Annotated in this window: 29 protein-coding genes, 1 tRNA gene and 1 pseudogene; 13 read left to right on the forward strand and 18 right to left on the reverse strand. The window is 68.0% G+C overall.

What is annotated here, in order from left to right:
• Positions 1 to 933: dolichyl-phosphate-mannose--protein mannosyltransferase (locus ABT340_RS29715; RefSeq protein ID WP_502992539.1), on the forward strand; the 933-nt coding region annotated here is incomplete at its 5' end.
• A gap of 110 nt (positions 934 to 1043) precedes the next feature.
• Positions 1044 to 2258: a hypothetical protein gene (locus ABT340_RS29720; RefSeq protein ID WP_352014158.1), complete on the forward strand. Its 1215-nt coding sequence runs from the start codon at positions 1044 to 1046 to the stop codon at positions 2256 to 2258.
• A 63-nt stretch (positions 2259 to 2321) separates the two neighbouring features.
• Here ABT340_RS29720 and ABT340_RS29725 read toward each other — a convergent pair whose 3' ends face one another.
• Both ABT340_RS29725 and ABT340_RS29730 read right to left on the reverse strand, forming a co-directional pair.
• A complete protein-coding gene (locus ABT340_RS29725; RefSeq protein WP_352014159.1) occupies positions 2322 to 3416 on the reverse strand; it encodes a L,D-transpeptidase in 1095 nt (364 codons plus the stop codon).
• A 197-nt stretch (positions 3417 to 3613) separates the two neighbouring features.
• Positions 3614 to 4348, reverse strand: coding sequence for a Clp protease N-terminal domain-containing protein (locus tag ABT340_RS29730; protein WP_352014160.1), 735 nt, complete (start codon positions 4346 to 4348; stop codon positions 3614 to 3616).
• Positions 4349 to 4440: 92 nt separating this feature from the next.
• Between ABT340_RS29730 and ABT340_RS29735 the strand changes: the two genes are divergently transcribed.
• Positions 4441 to 4980, forward strand: a complete 540-nt coding sequence (locus tag ABT340_RS29735) for a DUF4240 domain-containing protein (RefSeq protein ID WP_352014161.1) — start codon at positions 4441 to 4443, stop codon at positions 4978 to 4980.
• 44 nt (positions 4981 to 5024) lie between these two features.
• On the opposite strand, the gene ABT340_RS29740 is transcribed toward ABT340_RS29735, so the two are convergent.
• The gene (locus ABT340_RS29740) at positions 5025 to 5450 is read right to left on the reverse strand and encodes a nitroreductase family deazaflavin-dependent oxidoreductase (protein WP_352014162.1); all 426 of its coding nucleotides are present in this window, start codon (positions 5448 to 5450) and stop codon (positions 5025 to 5027) included.
• A gap of 196 nt (positions 5451 to 5646) precedes the next feature.
• On the opposite strand from ABT340_RS29740, the gene ABT340_RS29745 reads away from it, so the two are divergent.
• Positions 5647 to 5958: a DUF6059 family protein gene (locus ABT340_RS29745; RefSeq protein ID WP_352014163.1), complete on the forward strand. Its 312-nt coding sequence runs from the start codon at positions 5647 to 5649 to the stop codon at positions 5956 to 5958.
• A 17-nt stretch (positions 5959 to 5975) separates the two neighbouring features.
• On the opposite strand, the gene ABT340_RS29750 is transcribed toward ABT340_RS29745, so the two are convergent.
• Positions 5976 to 6878, reverse strand: coding sequence for a LysR family transcriptional regulator (locus tag ABT340_RS29750; protein WP_352014164.1), 903 nt, complete (start codon positions 6876 to 6878; stop codon positions 5976 to 5978).
• Positions 6879 to 6976: 98 nt separating this feature from the next.
• On the opposite strand from ABT340_RS29750, the gene ABT340_RS29755 reads away from it, so the two are divergent.
• Positions 6977 to 7345 (forward strand): YybH family protein, encoded by a 369-nt coding sequence (locus ABT340_RS29755; RefSeq protein WP_352014165.1) that lies wholly within the window; start codon positions 6977 to 6979, stop codon positions 7343 to 7345.
• A gap of 20 nt (positions 7346 to 7365) precedes the next feature.
• Here the strand turns inward: ABT340_RS29755 and ABT340_RS29760 are convergent, their stop codons facing one another.
• On the reverse strand, positions 7366 to 8235 hold the full coding sequence (locus ABT340_RS29760; protein ID WP_352014166.1) for a helix-turn-helix transcriptional regulator: 870 nt from the start codon (positions 8233 to 8235) through the stop codon (positions 7366 to 7368).
• 185 nt (positions 8236 to 8420) lie between these two features.
• Between ABT340_RS29760 and ABT340_RS29765 the strand changes: the two genes are divergently transcribed.
• Positions 8421 to 9488: an aldo/keto reductase gene (locus ABT340_RS29765; protein ID WP_352014167.1), complete on the forward strand. Its 1068-nt coding sequence runs from the start codon at positions 8421 to 8423 to the stop codon at positions 9486 to 9488.
• Here ABT340_RS29765 and ABT340_RS29770 read toward each other — a convergent pair whose 3' ends face one another.
• The 4 genes from ABT340_RS29770 to ABT340_RS29785 all read right to left on the reverse strand — a co-directional run bounded on the left by ABT340_RS29770 (position 9489) and on the right by ABT340_RS29785 (position 12219).
• Entirely contained in the window at positions 9489 to 9986 is a 498-nt protein-coding gene (locus tag ABT340_RS29770; RefSeq protein WP_352014168.1) for a DoxX family protein, read from the reverse strand. It abuts the gene before it with no gap.
• Between the two features lie 109 nt (positions 9987 to 10095).
• On the reverse strand, positions 10096 to 10746 hold the full coding sequence (locus tag ABT340_RS29775; RefSeq protein WP_352014169.1) for a hypothetical protein: 651 nt from the start codon (positions 10744 to 10746) through the stop codon (positions 10096 to 10098).
• A gap of 20 nt (positions 10747 to 10766) precedes the next feature.
• Positions 10767 to 11339, reverse strand: a complete 573-nt coding sequence (locus ABT340_RS29780; protein ID WP_352014170.1) for an RNA polymerase sigma factor — start codon at positions 11337 to 11339, stop codon at positions 10767 to 10769.
• 547 nt (positions 11340 to 11886) lie between these two features.
• The gene (locus ABT340_RS29785) at positions 11887 to 12219 is read right to left on the reverse strand and encodes a hypothetical protein (RefSeq protein WP_352014171.1); all 333 of its coding nucleotides are present in this window, start codon (positions 12217 to 12219) and stop codon (positions 11887 to 11889) included.
• A gap of 70 nt (positions 12220 to 12289) precedes the next feature.
• On the opposite strand from ABT340_RS29785, the gene ABT340_RS29790 reads away from it, so the two are divergent.
• The 4 genes from ABT340_RS29790 (at position 12290) to lepB (ending at position 15139) form a co-directional block, all read left to right on the forward strand.
• Positions 12290 to 13219 carry an ADP-ribosylglycohydrolase family protein gene (locus ABT340_RS29790; RefSeq protein ID WP_352014172.1) on the forward strand — a complete coding sequence of 310 codons (930 nt, stop codon included), beginning with the start codon at positions 12290 to 12292 and terminating at the stop codon, positions 13217 to 13219.
• Positions 13216 to 13878: an SDR family NAD(P)-dependent oxidoreductase gene (locus ABT340_RS29795; protein ID WP_352014173.1), complete on the forward strand. Its 663-nt coding sequence runs from the start codon at positions 13216 to 13218 to the stop codon at positions 13876 to 13878. Before ABT340_RS29790 ends, ABT340_RS29795 begins: the two co-directional genes overlap by 4 nt.
• Before the next feature lie 235 nt (positions 13879 to 14113).
• Positions 14114 to 14434, forward strand: a complete 321-nt coding sequence (locus ABT340_RS29800) for an antibiotic biosynthesis monooxygenase family protein (RefSeq protein WP_352014174.1) — start codon at positions 14114 to 14116, stop codon at positions 14432 to 14434.
• A gap of 234 nt (positions 14435 to 14668) precedes the next feature.
• Positions 14669 to 15139 carry a signal peptidase I gene (gene lepB / locus ABT340_RS29805; protein ID WP_352014342.1) on the forward strand — a complete coding sequence of 157 codons (471 nt, stop codon included), beginning with the start codon at positions 14669 to 14671 and terminating at the stop codon, positions 15137 to 15139.
• A 161-nt stretch (positions 15140 to 15300) separates the two neighbouring features.
• Here the strand turns inward: lepB and ABT340_RS29810 are convergent, their stop codons facing one another.
• Positions 15301 to 16392, reverse strand: a complete 1092-nt coding sequence (locus tag ABT340_RS29810) for a WD40 repeat domain-containing protein (protein WP_352014175.1) — start codon at positions 16390 to 16392, stop codon at positions 15301 to 15303.
• Between the two features lie 262 nt (positions 16393 to 16654).
• Here ABT340_RS29810 and ABT340_RS29815 point away from each other — a divergent pair, with 262 nt between their 5' ends.
• The 3 genes and pseudogenes from ABT340_RS29815 to ABT340_RS29825 all read left to right on the forward strand — a co-directional run bounded on the left by ABT340_RS29815 (position 16655) and on the right by ABT340_RS29825 (position 20518).
• Entirely contained in the window at positions 16655 to 17248 is a 594-nt protein-coding gene (locus ABT340_RS29815; protein WP_352014176.1) for a hypothetical protein, read from the forward strand.
• A 943-nt stretch (positions 17249 to 18191) separates the two neighbouring features.
• Positions 18192 to 18740, forward strand: a complete 549-nt coding sequence (locus ABT340_RS29820; RefSeq protein WP_352014177.1) for a hypothetical protein — start codon at positions 18192 to 18194, stop codon at positions 18738 to 18740.
• A 541-nt stretch (positions 18741 to 19281) separates the two neighbouring features.
• Positions 19282 to 20518 (forward strand): annotated as a pseudogene (locus tag ABT340_RS29825) (IS256 family transposase).
• Positions 20519 to 20885: 367 nt separating this feature from the next.
• On the opposite strand, the gene ABT340_RS29830 reads toward ABT340_RS29825, so the two are convergent.
• The 8 genes from ABT340_RS29830 to galU all read right to left on the reverse strand — a co-directional run bounded on the left by ABT340_RS29830 (position 20886) and on the right by galU (position 26336).
• On the reverse strand, positions 20886 to 21455 hold the full coding sequence (locus ABT340_RS29830) for a hypothetical protein (RefSeq protein ID WP_352014178.1): 570 nt from the start codon (positions 21453 to 21455) through the stop codon (positions 20886 to 20888).
• Positions 21456 to 21554: 99 nt separating this feature from the next.
• Positions 21555 to 21631 (reverse strand) — tRNA-Ala (locus tag ABT340_RS29835).
• Between the two features lie 70 nt (positions 21632 to 21701).
• A complete protein-coding gene (gene sepX / locus ABT340_RS29840; RefSeq protein WP_352014179.1) occupies positions 21702 to 22463 on the reverse strand; it encodes a divisome protein SepX/GlpR in 762 nt (253 codons plus the stop codon).
• A gap of 124 nt (positions 22464 to 22587) precedes the next feature.
• Positions 22588 to 23241: a GNAT family N-acetyltransferase gene (locus ABT340_RS29845; RefSeq protein WP_352014343.1), complete on the reverse strand. Its 654-nt coding sequence runs from the start codon at positions 23239 to 23241 to the stop codon at positions 22588 to 22590.
• Between the two features lie 68 nt (positions 23242 to 23309).
• A complete protein-coding gene (locus ABT340_RS29850) occupies positions 23310 to 23783 on the reverse strand; it encodes a MogA/MoaB family molybdenum cofactor biosynthesis protein (RefSeq protein ID WP_352014180.1) in 474 nt (157 codons plus the stop codon).
• Positions 23780 to 24250, reverse strand: coding sequence for a cyclic pyranopterin monophosphate synthase MoaC (moaC, locus tag ABT340_RS29855; protein ID WP_352014181.1), 471 nt, complete (start codon positions 24248 to 24250; stop codon positions 23780 to 23782). The genes ABT340_RS29850 and moaC overlap by 4 nt, the downstream gene beginning before the upstream one ends.
• Complete coding sequence (glp, locus tag ABT340_RS29860) at positions 24247 to 25431, reverse strand: molybdotransferase-like divisome protein Glp (protein WP_352014344.1); 1185 nt, start codon at positions 25429 to 25431, stop codon at positions 24247 to 24249. Before glp ends, moaC begins: the two co-directional genes overlap by 4 nt.
• A 5-nt stretch (positions 25432 to 25436) precedes the next feature.
• A complete protein-coding gene (gene galU / locus ABT340_RS29865) occupies positions 25437 to 26336 on the reverse strand; it encodes a UTP--glucose-1-phosphate uridylyltransferase GalU (protein WP_352014182.1) in 900 nt (299 codons plus the stop codon).
• Between the last annotated feature and the right edge of the window lie 3 nt (positions 26337 to 26339).

The raw sequence follows: 26339 nt of genomic DNA on the forward strand, positions 1-26339 counted from the left end.
CCGATCAGCGACCAGGGCCCCTGGCTGGGACTGCGGCCCTGGCGGATGGCCGCCGGAGTGCTCCTGGGCGCCGCCTGCGCGGTGAAGTGGTCGGGAGTGTTCTACCTCATCGCCTTCGCGGTGATGACACTGCTGTGGGACGCGGGAGCCCGCCGCGCCGTGGGGCTGCGCAGGCCGTACAGCGGGGCGCTGGGCAAGGACCTGCCGACACTGCTCGGAGCGGTCGGCCTGCTGCCCGCCCTCACCTACCTGGTCTCCTGGACCGGGTGGTTCATCAGCGCCACCGGCTGGGGCCGCAACTGGGCGCAGGCCACCTCACAGGGACCGGCCTTCTTCGTCTTCGACTCCATCCGGTCGTGGCTCAACTACCACTTCCAGGTGCTGAGCTTCCACACCGGCCTGTCGACCCCGCACAACTACCAGTCGGAGCCGTGGAGCTGGCCGCTGCTGCTTCGCCCCGTGGCCTTCTTCTACGAGGGCCCCAAGAACGCCTGTGGAGCCGATACCTGCTCACAGGCCGTCCTCGGCGTCGGCACCCCGGTCATCTGGTACGGCGGGCTCGCCGCCCTGGTCGCCATGATCGCCTGGTACGTGGCCACCAGGGACTGGCGGGCCGGAGCCGTCCTGCTCGGCTACGCCGCGGGCTGGCTGCCCTGGTTCTACTGGGCGCTGGCCGACCACCGCACCATGTTCATGTTCTACGCCATTCCCATGGTGCCGTTCATGGTCCTGGCCATCACCCTGGCGGCCGGGCTGATCATCGGCCCCGCGAACGCCATACCGTCGCGGCGGCTGCTCGGCTCCGTGGTGGTCGGCGCGTTCACGGTGATCTCGATCATCAACTTCTGGTGGCTCTATCCGGTGCTGACCGCCGAGATCATTCCCTACGCGGATTGGAGTTCCCGCATGCTCTTCAAGAAGGGGTGGATCTGAGCTCCGGCTCACGATCCGCTTAGCACCGATTTCCTAGGGTAGGCGACGTGCGCGATCCATTACGTCACGTTCATCGTCAGGGCAGGCCCGCATACGGCAGACTTCGAAGCATGCCTGCACCGGACGTGGCCGCGCTTCTGTCCGAGCTTGAACGGTCCGAGCCCGACTGCGCCGAGCGCGCCCGTAACGCGGTCGACTGGCTGACCGGCGGCGAGCCGTTGGAGACGATCACCGAGCTCAACGTGTGCGAGTTCCTCTGGTACACGCTGCCGACCAAGGCCCGCGGTGACCGGGCCGCGATCGCCCATGCCCTGAGCCGCCTGCTGCGCCTGGGCGGTCTCGAACGTTACGCCGCGATCTGCGTCTCCCCCACCACCACCAGGATTCTGCGCGTCTACGCCCACGCCGGCGAGGAGGCCGGGATGGCCGCCTACCAGAGCGCGCTCGACGCCACCGGCGTGCTCCCGCCCGACGTCCCCGAGCTGCGGTGGAGCTCGATCATGGGCCCCGAGGAGCTGGGCGCGCACGGCGCCTGCTCGGCCGCCCTCGAACTGGCCATCGTCTCGGGACAGCTGAGTCCCGACTCGCGGGAGCGGATCGCGCTGACCCGCCGCTGGCTCACCACGCCCCGCGCCGAACTCGGCGGGGACAACTGGCTGCACCGGGTCCAGGGCGAACGGCTCAACCGCTGGGTGCTGGGCAGGGGCACCGCGTGGCGCGAACTCGCCCAGCCCTTCGAGGTGTGCCTGCACGCCCCGATCCCCGCTCCGGAGAAGGACCACCTCGAAGCGCTGCGGTGGCTGCTGAGGGTGGGCGACAGGCCCGGCGGCGTCTCACTGACCCAGCGCCACAACCTGGCCCGCGCCGTGCTCGCGGAGAGCACCTGGAGCGCCGGGGAACTGGCCGCGGCCAGGGAGATGGCGCAGACCCAGCTGGGCGCGCTGCACCGGGTCGGCAGACGCCTGGTGACCACCTCGATCGGGCAGCGACTGCTGGCCGACCCCGTCCTGCTCTGGGAGTCCGCGGCGGCCGCGTTGCTGACGCCGGTGCCGGGAGAGAACGACTTCGGCGCCTCGGCGCGGGAGGTCGCGCTGATGCTGCTGGTCGACGGTTCCCCCGCCGAGCGCGAGCACGTCACGGCGGTGATCGACTGCGAGAAGTGGCAGGCGGCCGAGGTCGAGGCCTCGCTGACCGAACTCGGGCGGCGTCTGGACGCCTTCGGGCTCAGGGTCGGGGGCAGGCTGACGCCCGCGGGCCGTTCCGCCGCCCTGGCCGCCCTGCGCAACCACGCCCTGCGCCCTCGCCAGTACGTCAACCTCCCCTGACCGGACGGGCCCGGCTCTCCGTGTCGTGGAGAACCGGGCCCGCCGTACGGGAAGGGGTGCGTGTCAGACGCCGCTCTCCTGGCCCGCCTGCTCCTCACCCGTGTCCGGGGGCGTCGCGGGCGCGCTGGGCGTGGGGGTCGGCGTGGGGGCCCCGGCCGCGGGCAGGGCGCTGCCCTTCTTCCACTCGGTCCAGCTGAGCTGCCAGAAGCCCCAGCCGTTGCGCCAGTCGAGCTTGCGCTTGGTGCCGGCGATCTTCACGACGTCACCGCGCTGGGCGATGCCGTAGAACCACTTGGCGCCCTCGGGCGTGGCGCGCACGCAACCGTGGCTCTGGTTGGAGCGGCCGAGGTACTGGTAGTAGCCCGCGCTCTGGTGGACGTACTCACCGCTGTCGGAGATCCGCACCGCCCAGGGGATCTCCTCCTTGTAGTAGCGCGGGTCCTTGGGGTCGGTGACGCCGAGCCAGGAGGAGGTCATGGTCTCGACCGCCTTCTTGCCCATCGTGAGGTGGACGCCGCTGGTGGTGAGGTAGACGTCGACCCCGTTCTTGACCAGGCCTCCCCGGCCCGCGCTGATCGGGATGGTCTTGGCGAGCTTGCCGTCCCGGTAGACCTTCATCAGGTGCCTGGTGGTGCTCACCGTCGAGATGTTGGCCGTGCCGATCGCGAAGCGGCGGCTGACGTCCTTGGCCGCCTCGTTGCCGGGGATCTGGCTCAGGCGGGCGGTGAAGAGGACCTTCTGGTGCGGCTTCCAGTAGGTCTTGGTGCGGTAGATGACCTTGCGGTCGGAGACCCAGCGCCAGGCGCCCTGGACCGGCTTGTCCGCCTGGACCTGGAGGACGGCCTCGGCCGCGGCCCGCTTGGCGACCGCCCTGTCGAAGGTGACGATGATCGGCGCGCCGACGCCGATCCGCTCGACCTTCTCTCCCATGGGCGTGATGTCGGCGATGCCGAGTATGGGCTTGCCACGTCGTGCGGTCTTGGCGGCCTTACCCGCCGCGGGAGGCGGAACCGCCGCCTTGTCCGTGGCCGAGGCGGCGCTGGACACGGACACGGGCGCCGCCTGTACAGCCGAGCCGCCCTCCCCAGCGCAGGCCGCAACGGCGGCGAGGGCCACGAGGGCGAGCGAGGCCTGGGCCGTCCGCCTGATGGTCTTCACGGTCTGCTCCTCATATGCATGCTTCCGCGCCCGTTTGAGCTACTGGCGCGCTCCATATGTGAGACAACCGAAAACCGCGTTATGCGTACCGGATCACGCAACAATTAGATAACAGAGTGATTGGTGGGGTTTGGCAGCGTTCCCACCAGGGGGAACGCCGCGACCGTCGAACAGCCGCGGCGCCCCGGAGGATGAGGTCAGCCCTGGCCCTTCCGGGCGGCGAGGAAGGCTGCGAGGTCCTCCCCGATGCTGGCCTCGGCGGCGGCCTTGTCGATCCCCAGGCCCGACAGCACGCCCTGGCCGTCCTCGAATTCGAGCAGGGCGAGCAGGAGGTGCTCGGTTCCGATGTAGTTGTGCCCCAGGCGCAGGGCCTCCCGGTGGGTGAGTTCCAGCACCTTGCGCGAGCGCGCCTCGTACGGGATGAGGTCCGGCACCTCGGCCGCCGCCTCGGGCAGCAGGGCGACCACGGCCTGCCTGAGGGCCTCCGGCGTGACCCCCTGCCTGCCGATCGCCTTGACCGCCAGCCCCTGGGGCTCGGCCAGCAGGCCCAGCACCAGGTGCTCGGGGAGGACCTCGTCGTTGCTCGCGGCGTGGGCCTCGTTGTGCGCGGCCATCACGACGTTCCGCGCCCGGTCGGTGAACCGGCCGAACATCTGGCTGGGGTCACCGGAGGCGTCGCCCTTGGCCACGAAACGCTTCTGTACCGCCTGCTTCGTCACCCCCATGCTTCTGCCGATGTCCGTCCAGGAGGCGCCGGAACGCCTCGCCTGGTCGACGAAGTGACCGATCAGGTGGTCCGCCAGCTCACCCAGGTGGTCGGCGACGATGACCGCCCCGGAGAGTTGCGCGAGCGCGTCCGAATGGGACTTCTTGATGGCCTCGATCAGATCGTCGAGGCGAACCTGGTTCGTCATGCGAACTGAATCCGTCATGCGTCAACCATAGGTTGACGCCATGTGGCCGTCAACCCAAAGTTGACGCCATGGACCCCTTTTTCGTCCGCCTCCTCTGGCACCATCCAGCCATGGACCAAGACGACTTCTGGGCGACCATCGAACGAGCCCGTGCTCTGGGCGGCCCTCTCCACGAGGCCCTGGAGACGGTCCTGGCGGACATGCCGGCCGAGGCGATCGTCGACTACAGCCAGCACTACGACGAGCACGGGGCGGCGCTCCACCGCTGGGACGTCTGGGCCGCCGCCTACCTGATCGGCGGTGGTTGCAGCGACGACTCCTTCATGGACTTCCGGGCCGGCGTCATCGCCCAGGGCCGTGAGTGTCACCGGATCGCCCTCACCGGCCCGGACCGCCTCGCGGACCTTCCCCTCGTCCTGGCGGGCGACGGCGAGGACCTCTTCTACGAGGACTTCGTCTACGTGCCCGCCAACGCCTACAGGCGCCTCACCGGCGGCGACGACCTGTTCGCGGCCCAGAGGGCGCGATACCCGCAGCGACTCGACGAGCCGGACATGGGCGAGGACTTCGACTTCGACGACCCCGCCGAGATGCGCCGCCGCCTGCCCCGGCTGGCGGCCCTGCTCCTGGACGACTCCCCCCGCACATGAGACGCAGGGCCGCCTTTCACAGAAGGCGGCCCCGCCCGGTGAGCTCAGTGAGCGCGCAGGACGACCATGGGGATGACCCGTGTCGTCTTCTCCGCGTAGTCGTTGAAGCGCGGGTTCTCCGCCACCATCAGGGCGAAGAGCCGGTCGCGCTCGGCGCCCTCGGCGGGAACCGCGGTCGCCTGATACTTCTCCGCGCCGATCTCCACGGTCACCTCCGGGTTGGCCACCAGATTGTGGTACCACGCCGGATGCTTCGGCGCCCCGGCGTAGGAGGCGGCCACGGCGACCGTGTCACCGTCCCTGACGTAGACCGCCGGGGTCGTGTGCGGCCTGCCGCTCCTGGCCCCCACCGTGGTGAGCAGAAGGAGGGCGGCCCCCTCGAAGAAGCCTCCGACCTTCCCCTTGTTCGCGCGGAACTCCTCGATGACGGCCTCGTTCCGGCTCTTCGGCGTCGGTGCGTCTGTGGACATATATCGACTCCTCTGTGGGACGCTGACGGGCTCGCTCCAAACGATCCCTGTTCATGGAACACGATGGCACGCGTCGTCTCCCGCGACGTTCGCGGGCACTTCCGAAGACAGCCGGGACGAAAGATGTGGGAGGTGCCGCCGTCGTGGGCATGATCTCCGTCACCACACCAGGGCCGGACAAGGAGCGACGATCGCCGTGCGACCGAACAGACCCGCGCCGTCATGGAAGCTGAGCCGGAGGCTGCTGCGCCTGGCCTTCAACGTGGCGGAGCACATCGGCCCTTCGCTCGCCTCGATGCACTGGCACATCCCGCGCGAGGCCTACGCCCCGCCCGCCGAACCCTGCGACCGCTGCCCGTCGCCCTTCGGACCGCCTCCCGGCCACCCGGAACGGCTGATCCCGGAGGTCGGAGCCACCAGAGCCGAGCGCGCGCTCTGGGCCCAGCTCGACCTGGGCGCCATCGCGAACTCCAAGGCGTGGAACCAGCGCCGGTGCCCGCACACGTGAGGCCCTGACGGCGGCGGTCAGTCCCCGTCCTGCGAGGGGTCCACGCCGGCGAACGCCCGCCTGCCGTACGCGAGCAGCTCACGCACGGCGGGGTTGTGCGTGTCCCGCCAGACCAGCGCGAGCAGCGCGGGCACCTCGGCGTCCTCGATCGTGAGGACCGCGAGCCGGTCGCGGTGCCAGGCGGCCATCGAGGCGCTGAGGACCGCGACCGCCAGGCCGCGGGCGGCGAGGTCGGCCACGGCGTCGGCGGCACTGGCCTGCAACGCGACCACCGGGGTGAGGTCGCGGGCGGCGCAGGCCCGGTCGAACACCGTGCGCAACCCCGTACCCGGCGGCATGCACACGATCGGGTGGGCGGTCAGGTCCCGCAGGGTGACACTCGGCCGCTCCGCCAGCGGGTGACCGTACGGCACGGCCGCGACGAGTCCCTCCCTGACGACCGTCAACGCCTCCAACCCCTCGGGGGTCGTGCCCGCGCTGCCGACGAGGGCCAGGTCGGCGGTGCCCGCGCGCACCTCCTCGACGAGCCGGTCGGAACCTGCCTCGAACAGTGAGATCTCCACCCCGGGATGGGCCCGGTGGAAGGCCGCCAGGGCGTCGAAGAGCGGCGTGACGGTGCAACCGACGACCATTCCGACCGTGAGGCGCCCCCTGACCAGGCCGGTCACCTCCCCCACCGCCCGGCCGAACGCGGCGGCCTCGGCGAGCGCCGCGCGGGCGTGCCCGAGGGCGGCCTTGCCCGCGACCGTGAGGGTCACGACGCGCGCCGAGCGGTCGAACAGCTCCGCCCCGATCTCCCGTTCGAGCTGCCGGATCTGGGCGCTGATCCCGGACTGGCTGATGCGGACCCGCTCGGCCGCCCGGGTGAAGTTGCGCTCCTCGGCGACCGCGACGAAGTACTCCAGCTGCCTCAGTTCCATAACCATGGATTCTAGTTATGAGAAGAACAATCTGTTGGACTTCTGAAAAGGGGGTGACAAGACTGGAGAACGTCCGAACCGACGACCAGGAGGACCCCATGACGGAGTACGAGAAGGCCATGCGCCCCGAGGACATCACCCGGCTGTTCGTCGAGCGGTCCAACGCCGGTGACGCGGCCGGGGTCGCCGCCCTCTACGAGGAGAACGCGGTCCTCGCCTACCCGCCCGGCGGCCGGACCGTCGGCCGGGAGGCGATCCGCGTGCTGTGGGAGAAGGTCCTGGCCAACCGGCCGCGCTTCGAGGCGGAGGAACCGCTGCCGACCCTGGTGAGCGACGACATCGCCCTCACCTCCACCCCGCCGAAGGACGGCTCGGGCGCCCGAGCCCAGGTCGTACGGCGCCAGCCCGACGGGAGCTGGCTGCGCCTGCTCGACCAGCCTGAGTTCGTCACGCCTCCCGCTCGCTGAACCCGCGGCCTTCGAGGGTCCTACCCGACGGCCCGGTGGAGCGTGCGCCGGCCGTCCTCGGCCTCGCGGGCGATGGCGTCCAGGGCGGCCTGCGAGGCCGCATCGGAGGCCCGGTAGATGACGAGCCGGTGACCGGGGTCCTGCAACGGGTTCAGCACCTCGAAGTCGACGGTGAGCGGCCCCACCCTGGGATGCATGAGCGGCTTACGGCCCCGGCCGTTCACCTTCACATCACGGAGCGCCCACAGACGGACGAACTCCTCGCTCTGCTCCTGCAACTCGGTGACCAGGTCGCCCAGCGCGGCGTCGTCGGTGTGGGCGGCCCACGCCGCGCGCAGGTCGGCGATGCCCTCGCGCATCACCCGCTCACGGTCACGGTAGAAGTCGTGCAGCCCGGGGTGGACGAAGCAGAGCCAGAGCGAGTTGCGCTGCCGGGCGGGCACGGCGCCGAAGTCCAGCATCAGCGCGGCCATCTCACGGTTCCAGGCGAGAATGTCGAACCGGTGGTCGAGCAGCATGCACGGCAGTGGCGACAGGTCGTGGACCAGCCGGGCGACCGGCGGGGGAACCTGCCTCGACGGCGGAACCCGGGTCACCGCCCGCTGCCCGACCAGGTCGAACAGGTAGGCCCGCTCGTCGTCGCTCAGCCGCAGCGCCCTGGCCAGGCCGTCCAGCACCTCCGGCGAGGGGCGCAGCCCCCGCCCCTGCTCAAGGCGGATCACGTAGTCGACGCTCACCCCGGCCAGCTCGGCGACCTCCTCGCGCCTGAGGCCGGGAGTGCGGCGCGAACGTCCGCTTCGCGGAAGCGCGAGGTCGTCGGGTGCCAGCCGTTCACGGCGGGTGCGCAGGAACACCGCCAGCTCGTTGGTCACGTACGCGTTGCCGTTCACCGTCTCGATCCTACCTCCGGCCCCCTGGAAGGGCCGGTCCCCGGGCCTCGACGCCGATGTCGCCGTTGGGCGGGCGAAGGCCTCCGGTTGCCTGGGAGAGCCAGTCCCAGGAAGGACCTTCACTGGTTGGCCGTACGTGATCGTTCCAGCATGGGAGAAACGAATCCGGCACACAGGAGGCCATCGTGTCCGAACCCGTCTCCCTCGACCTCTACCGGCTGCTCGGCCGTTCCGGCCTGCGCGTCTCCCCTCTCTCCCTGGGCACCATGACCTTCGGGTCCGACTGGGGCTGGGGATCGGACAAGGACGAGGCCCGGCAGATCTTCGACGCCTATCTCGACCGGGGCGGCAACTTCGTCGACACCGCCAACCAGTACACCAACGGTACGGCGGAGCGGTTGCTCGGCGAGTTCGCGCACGGCCGCCGCGAACGTCTGGTGCTCGCCACGAAGTACACGCTGGCCACCCGCCCCGGCGACCCGAACTCGGGCGGCAACCACCGCAAGAGCATGATCGACTCGGTCGAGGCGAGCCTGCGCAGGCTGAACACCGACTACATCGACCTGCTCTACCTGCACGCCTGGGACGGCACCACCCCGGTCGAGGAGGTGCTGCGCGCCATGGACGACCTGGTCAGGGCGGGCAAGGTGCTATACGTCGGCATCTCCGACACCCCCGCCTGGCAGGTCTCACGCATGCAGGCGATCGCCGACCTGCGCGGGTGGAGCCCGCTGATCGCGCTGCAGATCGAGTACAGCCTGATCGAGCGGACCGTCGAGCGTGACCTCATCCCGATGGCGCGTGAGATGGGGCTCGGGGTGATCCCCTGGTCCCCGCTCGGCAGTGGCGTGCTGACCGGCAAGTACACCCGCGCCGATCTGGAGACCGGGGCGGTGTCGGCCACCGCCGAGGGGACGCGGAAGGACATCGCGGTGTCCAACGGCTCCCTGACCGAGCGTGGTCTCGCCATCGCCGACGTGGTCAAGGAGGTCGCCGCGGGCAGGGGCGCCACGCCCGCGCAGGTCGCGCTCGCCTGGACGCTGCTCAACCCGGCGGTGACGTCCTCGATCGTCGGAGCCAGGACCCTCAAGCAGCTTGAGGACAACCTGGGCGCCCTTGAACTGCGCCTCACCGAGGACGAGGTGACCGCCCTCGGCGAGGCCAGTGCCGTCGAGCTCGGCTTCCCGCACGCGTTCCTGACCAGCCCGATGCCCCAGGGCCTCATCTTCGGCGGCACCAGGGTCGCGCGCTGATCAACGCACGGCGGAGGGCTCACGCGTCCTGCGCGCCGCGACGCCCGCGGCCCACAGCGCGACGCCGATGTAGAGGATCTGCTCGGGGATCCGCTGCCACAGCGGTGTCGCGGGCTCCCCTCCGAGGGTCGTCCCGGCCAGCACGGCGTAGACGTTGGCCGGGAGCATGAGCACGAACAGCAGTGCCAGGCAGATCCCGGCCGCCCGCCGGGTGGCGGGAAGCACCAGCCCGACCGCCCCGGCCAGTTCCAGGACCCCGGTCAGGTAGACCACGAAGGCGGGCAGCGGGACGAACGGCGGAACCATCGCCACCATGTCGGCGTGGTTCGGCATGAACGTCACGCTCGACGGGACGAAATGGGCACTGGCCGTCATGACCAGCATGACGGCCAGCCCGCAGGCGGCGCTCATCCTCCAGGTGGCGAAGCGCGCCACGCCGAACACCGCCCCCGACAGACGGAAGCACAGCGTGGCCACGAAAAGGACGATCACGGTCATAGAACTCACCTTCCTTGGATAGTGATGTTATCCAAAGTTCGATAGTGGCGCTACCTAACGAACTTCGCCGGTGAGTTCCGTGCTCCGCGGTGGCCCGCCCTGCCCGGGATCAGCTCCCCGCGGGCGGGAGCCCCTCGGGGCCGATCACGTCCCAGGACGGATCGTCGATGACCACACAGGGCTTGACGGGGCCGTCGGTGACCTGGAAGAGGAACTGCCACAGCGCCCTCGGCTTCTCCGGACCCGAGGTCTGGTCATCGTTCTCGGTGAACTCCATGACCACGGTCCAGTTCGGCTTGATCTTCTCCGGGTAGATCTTCAGGCCGCCCCCCGGCACGGTGTCGTACGCCTGACGTGAGGGCGTGCCCTCCATCGCCTCCAGGACCCGCTTCCTGACCCCGGGGTCCTTGCTCCGCAGTTCCTCGGGGGTGAAGGACGGCTCATCGATGGTGGTGAACCGCCCCGGGGCGCACCTCTTGCCGGGCCGGACGTAGGAGACGTCCGCCTTCACGCCCAGATCGGCGAGGTCCCGCTCGACCTGGTCCGGGTTCCGGAACTCGTTGATCTTCAACGTGATGGATCCGTCCGGGTTCTCGGTCAGCGCGTACGCCGAGCTCTCCGTCCCCATGACCATCGGTACGGCCACCAGCGCCGCGGCGGCCAGGCCCGCCACCGCCACCCCCGTCAGCAGCCGCCGGCGCATGGGCCTGCGGACGGGCCCCCGCGCCATCCGCTCGCTCATCTCTGTCTTGAGTTCCATGAGCAGTCTCTCCTCGAAATTCATCGGAGTCCTTCCATGACCGTGGGGGAGGTGACGCCGGGAGCGTGGCGCAGTGCGCGGCGGGCGCGGTACAGCCGGACCCTGGCGGTCCCCTGCCGGATGCCGAGCGCGGTCGCCGCCTCAGGGATGGAGAGCTGGTCGACGACGACCAGTTCCAGGACGGCGCGTTCGCTCTCCGGCAGACCGGCCATGGCCTCGAAGGCCCGCCGGGCCGGGCTCTCCGCGTCCAGACGTTCCTCAAGCCGCAGCAGGTCGTCCGCGTCGAGGAGCCGCCGTCCGCTGATCCTGCTGGTGAGACGCAGCTCGCTCGCCGTCCGCCGCCGCTCCGCGGACAGGGTGTTGCGCGCCACGCCGTACAACCAGCCGATCTCACTGCCCAGGCCAGAGCGGTAGGTGTGCGCCGAGTCGAGCACCGCGACGAAGACCTCCGCGACCAGGTCGGCGACCGTGTGCGGATCGTCCACCCTGCGGGCCATGAATCGCGTGACCGCTTCGACGTGGCGCCTGTAGAAGGCTTCGAAAGCCTCGGGATCGGTGGAGATCTCCACCGATCCCGTGTGTTTGAGGCGCACTGGCCGTGCTCCCTTCGTCGTCCTCCCGAACACGTCAGTGCTTGGAAGAAGGCAAAAGAAGCGTTACATGCCCAACCCCCACGATCCCGACAACCTTCGGCGTCCTCCGGTCACGTGAGGAGGCGAGCATGCCCCTGGGGCCGAGCGGTAGGCGCCGGCGAAACCACGATGAGACGCCCGGGCAGCTTCTCCAGGTCGTACATCCGCCGCCAGGTGAGGATGCGCTCGCCGTCCGGTGCGGCGGAGGGCCGACGCGCGCCCGCCGTGATCACCCCGCTCGGAGCAGGCGCGGTCGCCGTACCCGCCTTGTTCGGAGGCGGATCCTTGCTCAGAGACAGATGGAGCCGGGCCGCGGGATCCGTCGCCCGGCCGATCGGTTCGAGGCGCTTTCCGGCCGTCCGCGCGGAGGACACCCGTCCTGGCGCGCGGTCACCGTACCCGGCCGGAGGGCCACTGCGACCCGGCGGGAGAACCTCCGCGACTCGGCACGGAGCCGCCATGGCTCAGCCGGAGAACCGCCGTGACTCAACCGGAGAACCGCTGTGACTCAGCCGGAGAACCGCTGTGCGAGGTCCCGGGCCCATCGTGCGGCCTCGGCCGCCTGGTCGCCGGGGACGGGCGCGCCGGGCATCCGGCTCAGGCGCTCCACCTGCTCGGCGAAGCCGAGACACTCCCGGTGCGCGTGCTCCCGGCACGGCAGACAGGTGACGCTCTCCGGGCGGAGCGAGGTCATCGCGTAGGGCACCTGAAGCCCGCACCCGGTGGTGACGACGCTCGGACTGTCGGGCACGAGCCCGAACGACGAAACGATCACATTGCGAAAGTCGGCACCGGCCCGCAACACCTGCCGCCCGACGTGGACGTGCGGATCAACCTCCACACCGCCTCCATCCGAGTCGTCTGCGAATGAGACTAACGCGGTCCACCGGGCCGGTCAGTACCCTGCTGTTGTGGATCACTTGGAGCGTGCCGCCGGGGCGGTCGTCGGTTCGGCGGTCGGTGACGCTCTGGGCGCGCCTTTCGAGTTCGGTCCACCAGGTGCGTTCTCCGCCCGCTTTCCGGCGCCTGGCTCTGGAGACGAGATGAGCGAAGGCGGTGGTTGGAATGCCGGGGAGGCCACCGATGACACACAAATGGCTGTTCACGTCGCCGAGTCGCTTCTGGAACGCGGCGGCCTGGACCTGCCGGACATCTTCACGCGTTTCCTGCGCTGGGCGGCCGACGACCCCAAGGACATCGGGCTGCAGACCGAGGACGTCCTGACGCGTGGCCTGCCCTGGGATCAGGCCGCCGTCGCCCACTACCGCAGCAGTCACCGCGCCGCGGGCAACGGCTCACTGATGCGGGCCACCCCTTCAGCGGTGTACTTCGCCCCCAAGGGACGGCACGTCACCATGGACGCCGCCCGCCGCATCGCCGCCCTCACCCACGGCGACCCCGCGGCCTGGGAGGGCACCGCGATCTTCCACGACCTGGTCCGCGCCGCCTTGAGCGGTGTCGACCCGTTGGACTCCCTTTCCCTGACCCTCTCCGCCGTTCACCCCGACCACCGGGAGCGATACGCCGTCGTCCTGGCGCCGGACTGGCATCCCAGCCAGGCCACCGAGTCCAACGGCGCCGTCTGGGCCTGCCTCGGTTCGGCGGTATGGGCTCTGCGCACCACCCGGGGCTACGAGGACGCGGTCCGCGCCGCGATCGACCTGGGCGGCGACACCGACACCGTCGCCGCGGTCACCGGCGGCCTGGCCGGGGCCGTCCACGGGTTGGCCGCGATCCCGACTCGCTGGACCGAGCCCCTCCATGTCCCGCTCCCGGGAAGCGGCGGCCGGGTCCTGCGCCTGTCACACCTGCTCGACCTCGCCCATGGGCTGGCATCGTGAACGTACTGGTGACCGGGGCCACGGGAGGGATCGGGAGGGTGCTGGTCGACGCGCTCACCGAGGCGGGACATCGGGTGATCGCCGTGGGCCGTGACGTCGGGCGGCTCGACGTCCGTGGCATCGAGGCCGACCTGGCCGAACCCGCCACCCTGGCCGCCGCGCTGGAAGGGCTGGAGGACATACAGGCGCTGGTGCACTGCGCGGGCGTCTCCCCCGTCGAGGCCGTCGCCGAGAGCGACCCTGAGACGTGGCGGCGGACCCTGGCGGTGAACGTGGCCTCGGCCGCCGAGCTCGTACGGCTGACGCTGCCCGCGTTGCGTCGGTCCGGAGGTCACGTGATCTTCGTCAACGCCTCGCCCGGGATGACGGCGGTCCCCCGCTGGTCGGCCTTCGTCGCCAGCAAGGCGGCGCTGCGGGAACTGGCCGAGTCGCTGCGCGCGGAGGAGGCGGCCCACGGGGTGCGTGTCACCACGGTCTTTCCCGGGGGAACGGCGACCGACCTGCTGGGAGAGGTCAGGCACGCCTTCGGGCGCCCGTACGACCCCGGACTGTGCATCCAGCCGCGGTCTCTGGCCGCGATGATCGTCTGGGTTCTGAACGCGCCCCCCGACGCCTACGCCTGCGAACTGTCCGTACTGCCGGCGCCGCATTCGCCCTGACAACAGCGGGCTTTTCCCAGCCGTTCCGCGGACCGGGCAGCACCACAAGAACCAGGACGGTCGGCGAAGTAAGGCGCGCCCGAATGAAACGATAACGGTCGGTGATCGCACGATTCTGTTCGGCGGCGCCATATCCCCCAGCAGGGGCATTCGGCCCGGCAGAAAGCAACTCCGGCGAGCGGGACCCTCTCTGATATCAAGCGCGCCAAAACGGAATTGTCAGTAGCATAGACGCATGACGCCTATTACACCCCCCTACTACGCGGTGATCATCACCCAGAAGCTGAAGGACACCGGCCTGGAGGGGTATGACGAGATGGCGGCCCGGATGGTCGAGCTCGGCACCAAGTGGCCGGGCTATCTGGGCCGTGAGTCCGTCGCCAGAGCCGACGGCCACGAACTGACGGTGATCTACTACGCCGACGCCGAGTCGATCGCCGGCTGGAAGGCGGACGTCGAGCACCTGGAGGCGCAACGACTCGGACGCGAGCGCTGGTACGAGTACTACGACGTTCAGATCGCCCGGGTCGAACGCGCCTACAGTTTCAGGTCCTGAACATTCACAGGGCGCCTCTTTCCGCCTCGCGGCGACGAATCCATAACCTGGAACCGAAAACCGCGTTCCGGGTCTTCCTCTGGGAACGAAACACGCGCCGTGGAGGTGGAATGAGATCGTGACAAGAATCGCCATTTCAGAACTGCGTGTGAATCGGATAATGCCCGGGTGGTATTCAAAGGACTGAGGGCCCTACTCGTGGTGTTACTCATCGTCCCCACGACCGCCTGCGGGATGGTGGAGGACATCACGGGAAGAAGAGGCTTCCGAACCGGAAGTGCCGCGATGGAGCCCACCATCAAGAAAGGTCAGCACTTCATCGCCCGCATGGTCGGCGCAGACTTCGTTCCGAAGACCGGTGAGGTCATCCTCTACCGGCCACCCGCGTCCTGGACCGACCCGAGTTCCCAGCCGGACACCGGTTTCCGCATAGCGCGGATCATCGGCGCTCCCGGAAACTCCGTCAGTTGCTGCGACGCCACCGGGAAGGTGGTGGTCAACGGACGCTCGCTGTCCGAGCCGTACGTGTCCGCACATCCGGCCTCCGCCGCGGACTTCGAGCTCGACGTACCGCCGGGCCGACTCTGGGTCATGGGTGACAACCGCGACATATCCGCGGACTCGCGCTATTACCAGGACACCGCCGAGCACGGCACGATCGCGGTCTCGGACGTCGTCGGCGTCGTCGACACCAGATCCAGCTGAGCCTCAGGCCGGGTCACCCGGACGACCTTCGGCGGGCCTCCCCGGCTTCCGTGAGCGATGGACACCGCGTCGAACCGAGACAGCCGTGAGAAACCAGGGGCGCCCGTCGTCCTCGGTGAGACAGACCTCTGTTTGGGATCACCCGTTGCGACAGACGTGACTCATCTCGCGTAGGCGCTCAGATCCCGCACCCGCACGTCGCCGTCGCCACCCCCGGTGACGGCGACCACTTTTCCACCCACATGTCCGACCGCTACGTCTCCGACCCAGCTGGCGTATCTCATTCGTTCGCCCAGCGGTCTGCGCGTACGTAGATCCCAAACCCGCACGGCACCGCCACCGTTTTCGTCGTCGCCACCGCCGGTGAGGGCCACCGGCCGACCGTTGATCTCTTCGACCACCACTGTCCTGATCCCATGGACATGGCCGGCCGCCATCGGTGCACCGATGAGCCGGTGGGTGGTCAGGTCCCACACCCGAACGTCCTTATCGTCGCTGGAGACAGCGATCTGTCTGCCGTCCACCCGTCCAAGCGCGACATCCCCGACGCCGGCGCCGTTGGTCATCGGATCGCCGATCTGCTCGCGGGTGGTCAGGTCCCACATGCGTATCGTGCCGTCAACGCTGCCGGTGACGGCGACCGCTCGACCGTTCACCTCTCCGAGCGCCACAGTCGAGACGAAGTCGGTGTGTCCGATCATCGGATCGCCGAAAGGTTCGTGTGTGGCCAGGTCCCACACCCACACAGGCAGTTCATAGCCGGAGTCGCCCCAGCCCGCCGCAACGACGACGACGGCTCGACCGTTCACCTCCCCGACCGCAAGAGCATCGACGCGTTCGGTGTTGCCGAGCCTTATCGGTTCACCGACGAGGCCGCGCGTAGCCAGATCCCAGATCCGTACGGTGTTGTCGTAGCCGCCTGTGACGGCCACCGGCCTGCCGTCCACTTTCCCGAGTGCCATCGCCACGACGCCCTCCGGGTGAGCGACGATCGGTTCGCCGATCGGATCGCCTGTGGTCAGGTCCCACACCCGCAAGGTGGTGTCGTCGGGGCCACTACCGGCGCTTACGGCGACCGGCCTGCCTTCCAGTTCCCCCACTGCCGCCGCCCCGACAGGGTCGTCGTGATGCCCCAGCAGATCGAAGGAAGGCCACACGACGACGGCCAACGCTCCCAGAAGTGCCAGTGCGACGACCCACCGGAGACTTCGACGGAAGAACGACGGTCGCGCCGATACGGCTGTCGGCTTCATGGAGCCGGACCGAGCGGAGGGGAAAGATCGGTCGTCCACCGAGGGGTCACCCATACCCGGCGCGGTTGGACCGCCGGCAGAGGCATAGGAACCGTCCGTGTCCAGCCGCACCAGATCAGACACCACTCACCGTCCCTTGTGGCCGGTTCTCAGCCCGAGGGCGACCGGAGGAGTCAAACGATCACAGACGGCCGAGAGTAATGGCAGTACTCCCGGCACACCAGATCATGCAGACACCCTTGTTCTCCACCACAATGATCATGTGATCGATTACTACCGTGGCTTCTTCGAGCGGCATCAGTGGCTGGAGAACGGTCTCTCCTGGACCGTGGTGCTGCCCCTCAACGAAGAGATCACGGTGGATGACCTTCTACGGCGGCTGAACGGAGGTCGCGACCCCGAGCAGCGCGTCATGGACCATCCCGGGGAAGAGGCCATGGACGAAGGCCGCCCCGTACTCCTCGTCTCCGAGGGAGAAGGAACCTGGGGCTTCCTCGAACTCGCCTACGGCTTCGGCCTGTCCGACCGCGTCCTGACCGAACTCAGCAGGGAGTCACGCGTATGGATGGTGACCTGGCACTTCAACGGGGGATACACGATCCTCTACGCGGCCGACGGCAAGATCAGGGCACGAATGCGCGACTTCGTCTTCACCGAGCACCGCATTGAGGAGGGTGATCCGAGCATATTGACCGACTTCCGCGCCATGCTCGACACGCTCGGCCCGGAGGACTACCGCGGTAAGCGCAGTGCGGCGTTCGCCTTCATCGAGGCGGCCACCGGCATGGACCTGGACGGTGAGTTGCCGGTTGTGGAGAACGCCCCCGTCGTCATCCTCGACAACCCCGACGCCTGACCCGGTCATCGGCCACCGCCCCCGTCACGGGTGACGGCTCACCCGTTGCGAGGACGTTCGCTGACTCCGCCACACCTGTCCAGGGCTCGCTACTGAGATTAGATCTCTGGAGTTAGGCCAGTTCGAGAGGTAGACCGGTCTCGTTCGCTGATCTTCTCTCTAGCCGTGCGCGACCGGTCCTCTGTGCAGTTCAGCCTCCAATCGCTTTCGCTGCTGCTCGGTCACCTGGCATGGCCACCCGACCGCCCCCCTTTGAGGCCAAGGCGGCGGTTCCTCCTGTCTGCCAGGCGCGATACCAGCGGTTGGCAGACATCGGCGAGACCTGCAACATCTTGAGCTATCTGGGCCTGCGACGTTCCATCCGCGAACATATCCGCCGCACGTAGCCACATTTCCTCACGCCGTTCTCTATTTCGGGCGGCCAGTCCACCACCTTTGAGATATCCCATAATCACGATATTCAGAGCACAAAGCATCAAATAACCATAAAACACCCTCAATGACGCAGCATTCGGGATCTAATCTCAATAATCACTAGTGGACAAAAACAGCTAGAAGGTTGCAAATCCTCTAAATTAGAGCAAAGGTCCATAAGTGCGACATTTGCAGCCGCCAGCCCCATCTAGCGCACCGGCATGATCAATTTTCAAATCACACCCCTCGCGCCTGCGCTTACCGCCCGGAAGCGCACCTCACTCCATGCTGTTTTTATGCGGACGAAGCAAACCCTTGTGTGCGTCTAGACGTTCATGTTATGAATAGTTCCCGCTGGGACAAGGCTCATCAATGCCCGAGGTTCACACTCCCCCACCTATTTCATGCGGGCGAAGTTCGCATACAGAGGTTCGCCAGGCGTAGCACGGATTCGGACTCAGACCGTTCGCGAGCGCCACCCGAAGGCCGACAAATTCCTGTAAGCATCTCTCTGGAATCGGGTAAAGCAATGGAAGTAAACATCTTCAACGTCGGCATTGACCTGGTGACAAAACTGATCGATTTCATCAAGAGCTGGCCGAAATGGCTCAAGACCACTGTTGCAATCTTACTGATATTAGGACTCCCCCTTACCGGGTTTTTTGTAGGTGTCCGATACGCTCTCCCATCACCCTCTCCGGGCGGCATAGATGTGGCGAGATACTGCAAGTCTCTTAACTTCAACACAAACAATAGGGATCTATGCTCGTCTGACGTAGATCTTACCGATGCATGCAACTGGCAGTACAAGAGAAACGATCTCTCTATCGTCTTTACATCCGCCAACCCGAACAGCGGGATTTGCACGGACCCCCAGAGCAGTCCCATCGGCGGCATAAACGACATGGCAGGTTACTGTCGCTATAAATACTCACCCAGCACCACCGTCGAGGCGGCGCTTTCGGGCAATACTTGGAATTGCCAGTTGAAGGTCAACCCTGACTCTGCCTGCAATTGGCAATACCAAAGGAACGATCTAGAGGCTCGTGAGGAAAACGGAATCCTGTACTGTTATTAGTGGGCTCGGGTTCCCCTAGTAAAACGGCGCAGAGCAGACCCCGGGAACCTAATTAAACTGAAGCAACACAACGCCGGCCACCTCACCTTCCTGGTTATCCAACATCGCCAACACCCCACAGCAAAAAGAGCCTCCGCTTCGACGGACCCCCTTCCAATCGATCCGCAATAAAACAAACCAACGGACGTTTTCTGGCATATAACCTGGTCCGAGGCGACACAATCAAAAAGGCGGACAAGCCATCGGCCGACCTAACCATCCAGCCCGCCAAAATAGGAACGTTTTCAAGATGGGGGCTCGTCCCCTAACCCTTCAATGCGAAGCCAAGTCACCGGGGTCCGAACAGTGGCCGACGTCGTCTGACGTCGTGGAAAAAGTCCCCGGCAGTCCGTGGTTATCCGGGCCTCGTCCGTGGCCATGGTTGCGTCCACGGAGGTGGTATACAAGTTTGACCTGGTCACAAGAGTGGCGCCAGGAAATGGCGACGGTCATCGCGTGATCCTTCGAGTAGCGAAGATCAAGTTCGAAGGAGAACCAGGCGATGGCCGCAGACAACAGTGTGACGCCCGCGCAGTGGCTGGCGAAGCAGATCGAGACCGGCGATCCGGATCTGTTGCGATCCATGGCGGGAGACCATGGCCGAAGCGTTGATGTCGGCCGAAGCCGACGGCCTGTGCGGCGCCGGATACGGCGAGCGGACCGACGAGCGCACCAACCGCCGCAACGGCTACCGCTCCCGCGGCTGGGACACCCGCGCCGGAACCGTGGAGCTCGCCATTCCCAAGCTCCGCTCGGGCTCCTACCTTCCCCGACGGGCTGCTGGAGCGTCGACGGCGGGCCGAGCAGGCCCTGATCAGCGTGGTGGCCACCAGCTACCTGCTGGACGTCTCCACCCGGCGGGCCGACAAACTCGTCGAACAGCTCGGCATCAAGACCATCTCCAAAAGCCAGGTCTCCCAGATGGCCAAGGTGCTCGACACCCAGGTGGAGGCCTTCCGCACCCGCACCTTGGACGGCGGGCCGTACGCCTTCGTCTGGCTGGACGCCCTGACCCAGAAGGTCCGCGAAGGCGGCCGGATCGTCAACGTGCGCGTCCTGGTCGCCACGGCCGTGAACGCAGGCGGCAACCCCTCGGGCTGGAGGTCACCTCGGCCGAGAACGGCGCCGGCTGGCTGACGTTCCTGCGGGGCTTGGTGCCCGCGGCCTGGGCGGGGTGCAGCTGGTCGTCTCCGACGCCCATCCTGGCCTGGTCGAGGCGATCGGCGCGACCTTGGCGGGCGCGTCCTGGCAGAGATGCCGCACCCACTACCTGCGCAACCTCTTGACGACCGTACCCAAGTCGGCGCAGCCATGGGTGGCCACCCTGGTGCGCACCATCTTCGACCAGCCCACCGCCGAGCAGGTACGCGCCCAGCATGCCTGGGTGATTGATGCCTTGGCGGCGAAGTATCCAGCCGCATGTAAGCACCTGGAAGCCGCCCGCGAAGACCTGCTGGCCTTCGCCGCCTTCCCCGAAGGAGACCTGGCGGCAGGTCTGGTCGAACAATCCACAGAAGCGGTTGAACAAGGAGATCCGCCACCGCACCGACGTGGTCGGCACCTTCCCGGACCGGGCCGCGATCGTCCGGCTTGTCGGTGCGGTTTTGGCCGAGCAGACCGATGAGTGGACCGAGGCTCGCCGCTCCATGGGGCTCGACATCCTGGCCAAATGCCGGATGCGCGTCCTTGCCGGTGACACACCGGCCCACAACCCACTACCGCAGACACTTACCGCTTAACCTGCAGAAGCAGGATCACGCGAAGGTCAGCTCGTACACCACTTCACTGGACGTGACCAAGACGGAGCTCGACGCGCACAACGTCCAGCGTTCCTTCCGAACCGTGCTCGAGAAAGCGGGCCTGAACGCCAGGGACTGGACACCTCGCGAGATGCGGCACAGCTTCGTCTCACTGCTCTCGGACTCCGGGGTTCCCCGGAGAACATCTCCCGCCTGGTCGGCCACCGCAACACCTCTGTGACGGAGACCGTCTACCCCAAGCAGCTCCGCCCGATGCTCCTGGAAGAGGCCGAAGTGATGGACCATATCTCCGGGACGTTAACTGGGCATACGGCAAAAGGCCGCTTCCACATATGGGGAACGGCCTTCACATGTGGTCAGCGGCCGCTGAGCGAAGAGCCGCGAGCACCTGCGCGCCCGGGTAGCCGCTGAGCTCCGGAAACCTCCAGCGGTGGTAGCAACTCCAGTAGCTGGCGGCACGCTGCCGCGTCAAAACCATGAAGTCCGGGTTGTCGGCCGTGAAGCGCCCGTACCGCTGTCGTTGCCATGTACCGGGAGTCTCCACTCCGGCAAGTCCTGCTCGCACCACATCAATGATCTCGATGACATACTCGCCGACCAAGGTGACGACGAACGGCACAACCCAGTCAGCGTCAGTGGAGATCACCTTCTCCACGTACCGCTGGCGTACGTAACCACTCTGATGGCGGGTGAGCAGGCAGTCCAAGATTACCCGGGCTACCTCGCCGAGGTCGTCCATCGCTCCAGACGAGGGCGGGTCCTCATAGATCCGGTACGGGATCCGCAACCACTGCCCCCGCACCGACACGTCAAAGCCGTCCACCGGCGCATAGCGGGAGGGCACCAGCAGTCGCACGGCCTGCTCGACCTCGGCGCCCAGTTCGGGGGGAAACGCCTTCACCGCAGCATCGCGCAACCTCGTCCACCTCGCCCCCGCATCACCGGTTTCCGCATGGCGTAGTCACCCAGCAACGCAGAAGGCCGCTCCCGATCTCTCGGAAGCGGCCTCTTGTCCTGGTGGAGATGAGGGGATTCGAACCCCTGACCCCTTCGATGCGAACGAAGTGCGCTACCGGACTGCGCTACATCCCCGAAGACGTCCCCTAGATTAGCAAACATCCGGAGGCGCTCGCGCCATCCGTGCACCGGGGTGTGGAGGAGATCAGTCGCCGACCGCGCGGCGGTTCGGTTCGGCGTACTGGTCGAAGATCTCGTCGCGGTGGGCCGACAGGTCGATGATCTCGGCGGCCGGGCGCCGTGTCTCAAGCTCGGCCCGCCTGCGGGCCCGCCTGGCGCGTTCCGCACGCGCCTGAGCCGCGGCCTGACGACGCTGGACGTCGAGCCGTACGGCGCTCCTGAGAACCACCAGATAGAGGCCGAGAAGGGTCACAGAGGGCGCCACGCCCCACCAGGGGATGACCTGAACAGAGGCCGTCACCGTTGAGGCGACGACCAGGAGAAAGCACCACAGGGTCAACCGTCTGCGTTTGGCCACCCGTCTGGCCCGGCCGCGCAGTTCCGCGCGCCTGCGTTCCGTGGCGGAGCGCCGTAGAGGCCGGGTGGGCGGGGCGGGGGCCCCACGAGGCGCGGACGCCTCCGACGAGGTCTCCCGGAAGCCGGACGACGCCGCTGCCGGACGATCGGACGCTCCGGCCTGACGGGAGCCGGACGACTCAGCCGGACGGGGGTCGGACGGCCTGTCCAGGTTTTCCCGGACGACCGGGGCCGACGGCGCCGAGGGGAGGACGATGTCACGCTGCGTTTCGACCGAGTCCTCTGAGGGCAGTTCCTCCTCGTCCTGAACGTACGGCTCGGCGTCCTCGGTGAGTTCGGTGAAGGCGGCCCGGTCGCGACGCAACCACATGGGCACGAGCACGCACAACCACATGACGACAATGGCCAGGTACAGAAGAACGCTGCTCACGGCCACCTCCGGGCAGCATGGAAACGCCTGGGGTCCTTTGGCGTCTCCAATGTGCTCACGTCACGCACAGTAAGACCGCGTGTCACTATTTGACGAGTATTCAGTGCGGTGTGTCGCGAGATCTTCAAGCCTCTTCATGGGGAGGGCCACCATGGGCCGCCGCCTCCCGGGCCCTGCGCCAACGCACCAGCAAACCTCTTGGTGCGTCTTCAACCGTGAGCGCGTAACAAATGTGGTCGCGCCAAGCGCCATCTATGTGCAGCTGGCGCCGTCTTATGCCTTCCTCCCTAAACCCCAGTTTTTCAACCACCCGTCGGCTCGCGTGATTTTCCGGACGGATATTCGCCTCAACCCGGTGCAGACCCGTGGTGAAGAAGCAGTAGTCGACCGCCATCGCCACGGCGGTCGGGGTGATGCCCCGGCCCGCCAGGGCGCCGTCGATCCAGTAGCCGATCTGAGCCGACCTGGCCGAGCCCCAGACGATGGCGCCGATGGTGAGCTGCCCGGCGAAGGCGCCACGGTAGGTCATCACCCAGGGCAGGGCGAGCCCCTGCCTGGCCTCCCTGCGCAGGGTGCCCGCCATCGAGATATAGGGGCCGAGCCCGGTCCGGAAGAGCGGGGTCTCCGGATTGCTCGGCTCCCAGGGGCGCAGCCAGCCGGCGTTGCGCAGCCGCGTCTCGCGCCAGACACGAACGTCTCGCAGGCGCAGCGGCCGGAGTCCCACCGGGCCCTCCGTCAGGGTCACCGGCCAGCCACGAAGTCGATCCACGTTCCCCATCATCCTCCCAAGACGCGCCGACGTGCCATGAAGTCCCCCGGCCTGTCAGCGTGTGCGACAGGAGGGCGTCATCGGGGGTGGTCGCCTCCCCTGATCTGGTCGACCGCGTGGCCGAGGATCGGCGCGAGCACCGCCATGCCGTCGCGGACCCCGCCGGAGGAGCCCGGGAGGTTGACGACCAGGGTGTCGGCGGCCTGTCCCGCGAGCCCTCTGGACAGGATCGAGGTGGGCACCCGGTCGCGGTTGGCCTGCCGTACGGCCTCGGCGATGCCGGGGATCTCGCGGTCGAGCACCCGCGCGGTCATCTCCGGGGTCAGGTCGGAGGGGGTCAGCCCGGTGCCACCGGTGGTGACGATCACGTCGTAGTCTTCGGCGATCCCGGCGCGCAGGGCCTGTTCGACCGGTTCTCCGTCGGGGACCACCCGTGGGCCGTCCACCTGGCATCCGGCCTCGGCGAGCAGCTCCGCCAGGAGCTTTCCTGATTTGTCCTCGTATATCCCGGCAGAGGCCCGGTTGGAGGCGGTGATCACCAAGGCTCTCATGTCCTGGTCCACGTCCCGGTCTTGCCGCCGGTCTTCTCCTCGACCCGGACGTCGGTGATCACGGCCGCCGGATCGACCGCCTTGACCATGTCGATCAGTGTGAGGGCCGCGACCGAGACGGCGGTCAGCGCCTCCATCTCGACGCCGGTCCGGTCGGCGGTCCTGACCAGGGCGACGACGTCCACCCCGTCGTCGGCCACGGTCAGCTCGACCTTCACCCCGTGCAGCGCGATCGGATGGCAGAGCGGGACCAGGTCAGGGGTGCGTTTGGCCCCCATGATGCCCGCGATCCGCGCGGTGCCGAGCGCGTCGCCCTTGGGCACCTCACCCGACCGCAGCAGGGCGACGGCCTGCTCTGACAGCAGCACCCTGCCGGTCGCGCGGGCCGTACGGACCGTGACGTCCTTGGCCGAGACGTCCACCATGCGCGCCGCGCCGGTCTCGTCGATGTGCGTGAAGCCACTCATAGCGGGATGACCTCGACTTCCGTTCCCTCGGGCACCGCGGTTACGTCCTCGTCGATCACGATCAACGCGTTCGCCGTGGCGAGCGCGGCGAGCTGGTGGGAGCCCTGTCTGGTCACCGGGGTGACGGATCCCCCGGTGAGCACGGCGCGCAGGTAGGACCGCTTGCCCTGGGGCGAGCGCAGCGGAGCGAGGGTCACGGCCCGTACGGCCGGCACGGGCCCCGGCTCCAGCCCTCGCATCTTCCGCAGCGCAGGCCCGACGAACAGTACGAACGACACGAACGACGACACCGGGTTGCCCGGCAGGGCGAAGACCGGGATCCGGCCCTCCCCCGCGACTCCGAAGCCCTGGGGCATGCCCGGCTGCATCGCGACCTTCTCGAAGCGGAAGGTGTCGAGATCGCCGAGCGCCTCCTTGACCGGCTCGTAGGCCCCCATCGAGACCCCGCCGCTGGTGATCACGGCGTCGACCTCGGGCAGGTGGGCGTTGAGCTGGTCGAGGAAGCCCGTGGCGTCGTCGGCGGTGATCCCGGCCCGGTAGGCCTCACCGCCCGCCTCCCGCACCGCCGCGGCCAGGGCGTAGCTGTTGGACTCCCAGATCTGCCCCGGCCCCAGCGGCGTGCCCGGCTCGGCCAGTTCGGAGCCGGTCGAGATGACCACCACCCGTGGGCGGGGCCGTACCAGCGCGTGGGCGCGGCCGACCCCGGCCAGGATGCCGAGCTGGGCGGGTCCGATCAGTGTCCCCTCGGGGAGCACGACGTCGCCCGCCAGGACGTCCTCGCCCGCCAGGCGGATCGCGTTCCCGGCGGGCGCGGACCGTTCGAACCTGGCCTGTTCCCTACCGCCGTCCGTCCACTCGACCGGTATGACCGTGTCCGCGCCCTCAGGCATGGGGGCGCCGGTCATGATGCGCATGGCCGTCCCCGGCGCGACGACCGGCCGTCCGCCCTCGCCGGCCGCGACGTCACCGGTGACCGGCAACGTCACCGGAACCTCCGCGACGTCACACGCCCGTACGGCGTAGCCGTCCATGGCCGAGTTCGCGAAGGGCGGCAGCGCGACGGGAGAGGCGACATCCTCGGCCAGGACCGTGCCCAGCGTCTCCTGAAGCCCCGTCTCCCTCGGGGCCGTCGGCCGTACGGCGAGCAGGATGTCGGCGAGGTGCTCGTCGACCGATCTCATCAAGGTCATCGGTTGGCCAGGAACTCCTTCAGCCAGGGCAGGAACTCGGGCGCCAGGTCGGGGCGGTCGGCGGCGAACTGGACCACCGTGCGCAGGTAGTCGAGCTTGTTGCCGGTGTCGTAGCGACGGCCGCGGAACAGCACGCCGTGCACCGGGCCGCCCTCGTCGCCACCACGGGCGGCCAGGGTGCGCAGGGCGTCGGTGAGCTGGATCTCGTTCCCGCGGCCGGGCGGGGTGTTCTCAAGGACCTCGAACACGGCCGGGTCGATCACGTAACGGCCGATGATCGCCCAGTTGGACGGCGCCTCCTCCGCCGGGGGCTTCTCGACCAGGTCGGTGACCCGGACCACGTCGTCCTCATCGGTCGGCTCGATGGCCGCGCAGCCGTACAGGGACACCTGCTCCTTGGGGACCTCCATCAGGGCGATGACGCTGCCGCCGTGGGCCTGGCGGACCTCGATCATGCGTTTGAGCAGTTCGTCGCGATAGTCGATCAGGTCGTCGCCGAGCAGGCAGGCGAAGGGGTTGTCGCCGACGTGCTGCTTGGCGCACAGCACCGCGTGGCCGAGACCCCTCGGCTCGCCCTGCCGTACGTAGTGGAGGGTGGCCAGATCGGCGGGCTCGCGCACCTGCGAGAGCCGTTCGTCGTCACCCTTCGCTTCCAGGACTTCCTCCAGCTCGATGGCTCGATCGAAGTGGTCCTCGATGGAGCGCTTGTTCTTGCCGGTGACCATGAGGACGTCGAGCAGACCGGCGGAGACCGCCTCCTCGACGACATACTGGATTGCGGGCTTGTCGACGATCGGCAACATCTCCTTGGGAGTCGCCTTGGTCGCCGGTAGGAAGCGGGTGCCCAGGCCCGCGGCAGGGACGACGGCTTTGGTCACGAGATCGAAGTCGGCCATACG

The organism is Streptosporangium sp. NPDC000239 (assembly GCF_040300765.1).
Classification (GTDB): Bacteria; Actinomycetota; Actinomycetes; order Streptosporangiales; family Streptosporangiaceae; genus Streptosporangium.

Excerpts from the sequence above, each read along its gene's own strand:
- ABT340_RS29770 (WP_352014168.1), bottom strand. The coding sequence starts at position 9,986 with ATGACCGTGATCGTCCTTTTCGTGGCCACGCTGTGCTTCCGTCTGTCG.
- ABT340_RS29800 (WP_352014174.1), top strand. The coding sequence starts at position 14,114 with ATGACGCCTATTACACCCCCCTACTACGCGGTGATCATCACCCAGAAG.
- ABT340_RS29735 (WP_352014161.1), top strand. The coding sequence starts at position 4,441 with ATGGACCAAGACGACTTCTGGGCGACCATCGAACGAGCCCGTGCTCTG.
- ABT340_RS29755 (WP_352014165.1), top strand. The coding sequence starts at position 6,977 with ATGACGGAGTACGAGAAGGCCATGCGCCCCGAGGACATCACCCGGCTG.
- ABT340_RS29740 (WP_352014162.1), bottom strand. The coding sequence starts at position 5,450 with ATGTCCACAGACGCACCGACGCCGAAGAGCCGGAACGAGGCCGTCATC.
- ABT340_RS29775 (WP_352014169.1), bottom strand. The coding sequence starts at position 10,746 with ATGGAACTCAAGACAGAGATGAGCGAGCGGATGGCGCGGGGGCCCGTC.
- ABT340_RS29810 (WP_352014175.1), bottom strand. The coding sequence starts at position 16,392 with ATGAAGCCGACAGCCGTATCGGCGCGACCGTCGTTCTTCCGTCGAAGT.
- moaC (WP_352014181.1), bottom strand. The coding sequence starts at position 24,250 with ATGAGTGGCTTCACGCACATCGACGAGACCGGCGCGGCGCGCATGGTG.
- ABT340_RS29820 (WP_352014177.1), top strand. The coding sequence starts at position 18,192 with ATGGAAGTAAACATCTTCAACGTCGGCATTGACCTGGTGACAAAACTG.
- ABT340_RS29730 (WP_352014160.1), bottom strand. The coding sequence starts at position 4,348 with ATGACGGATTCAGTTCGCATGACGAACCAGGTTCGCCTCGACGATCTG.
- lepB (WP_352014342.1), top strand. The coding sequence starts at position 14,669 with ATGGTGGAGGACATCACGGGAAGAAGAGGCTTCCGAACCGGAAGTGCC.
- ABT340_RS29850 (WP_352014180.1), bottom strand. The coding sequence starts at position 23,783 with ATGAGAGCCTTGGTGATCACCGCCTCCAACCGGGCCTCTGCCGGGATA.
- ABT340_RS29845 (WP_352014343.1), bottom strand. The coding sequence starts at position 23,241 with ATGGGGAACGTGGATCGACTTCGTGGCTGGCCGGTGACCCTGACGGAG.
- galU (WP_352014182.1), bottom strand. The coding sequence starts at position 26,336 with ATGGCCGACTTCGATCTCGTGACCAAAGCCGTCGTCCCTGCCGCGGGC.
- glp (WP_352014344.1), bottom strand. The coding sequence starts at position 25,431 with ATGAGATCGGTCGACGAGCACCTCGCCGACATCCTGCTCGCCGTACGG.
- ABT340_RS29720 (WP_352014158.1), top strand. The coding sequence starts at position 1,044 with ATGCCTGCACCGGACGTGGCCGCGCTTCTGTCCGAGCTTGAACGGTCC.
- ABT340_RS29750 (WP_352014164.1), bottom strand. The coding sequence starts at position 6,878 with ATGGAACTGAGGCAGCTGGAGTACTTCGTCGCGGTCGCCGAGGAGCGC.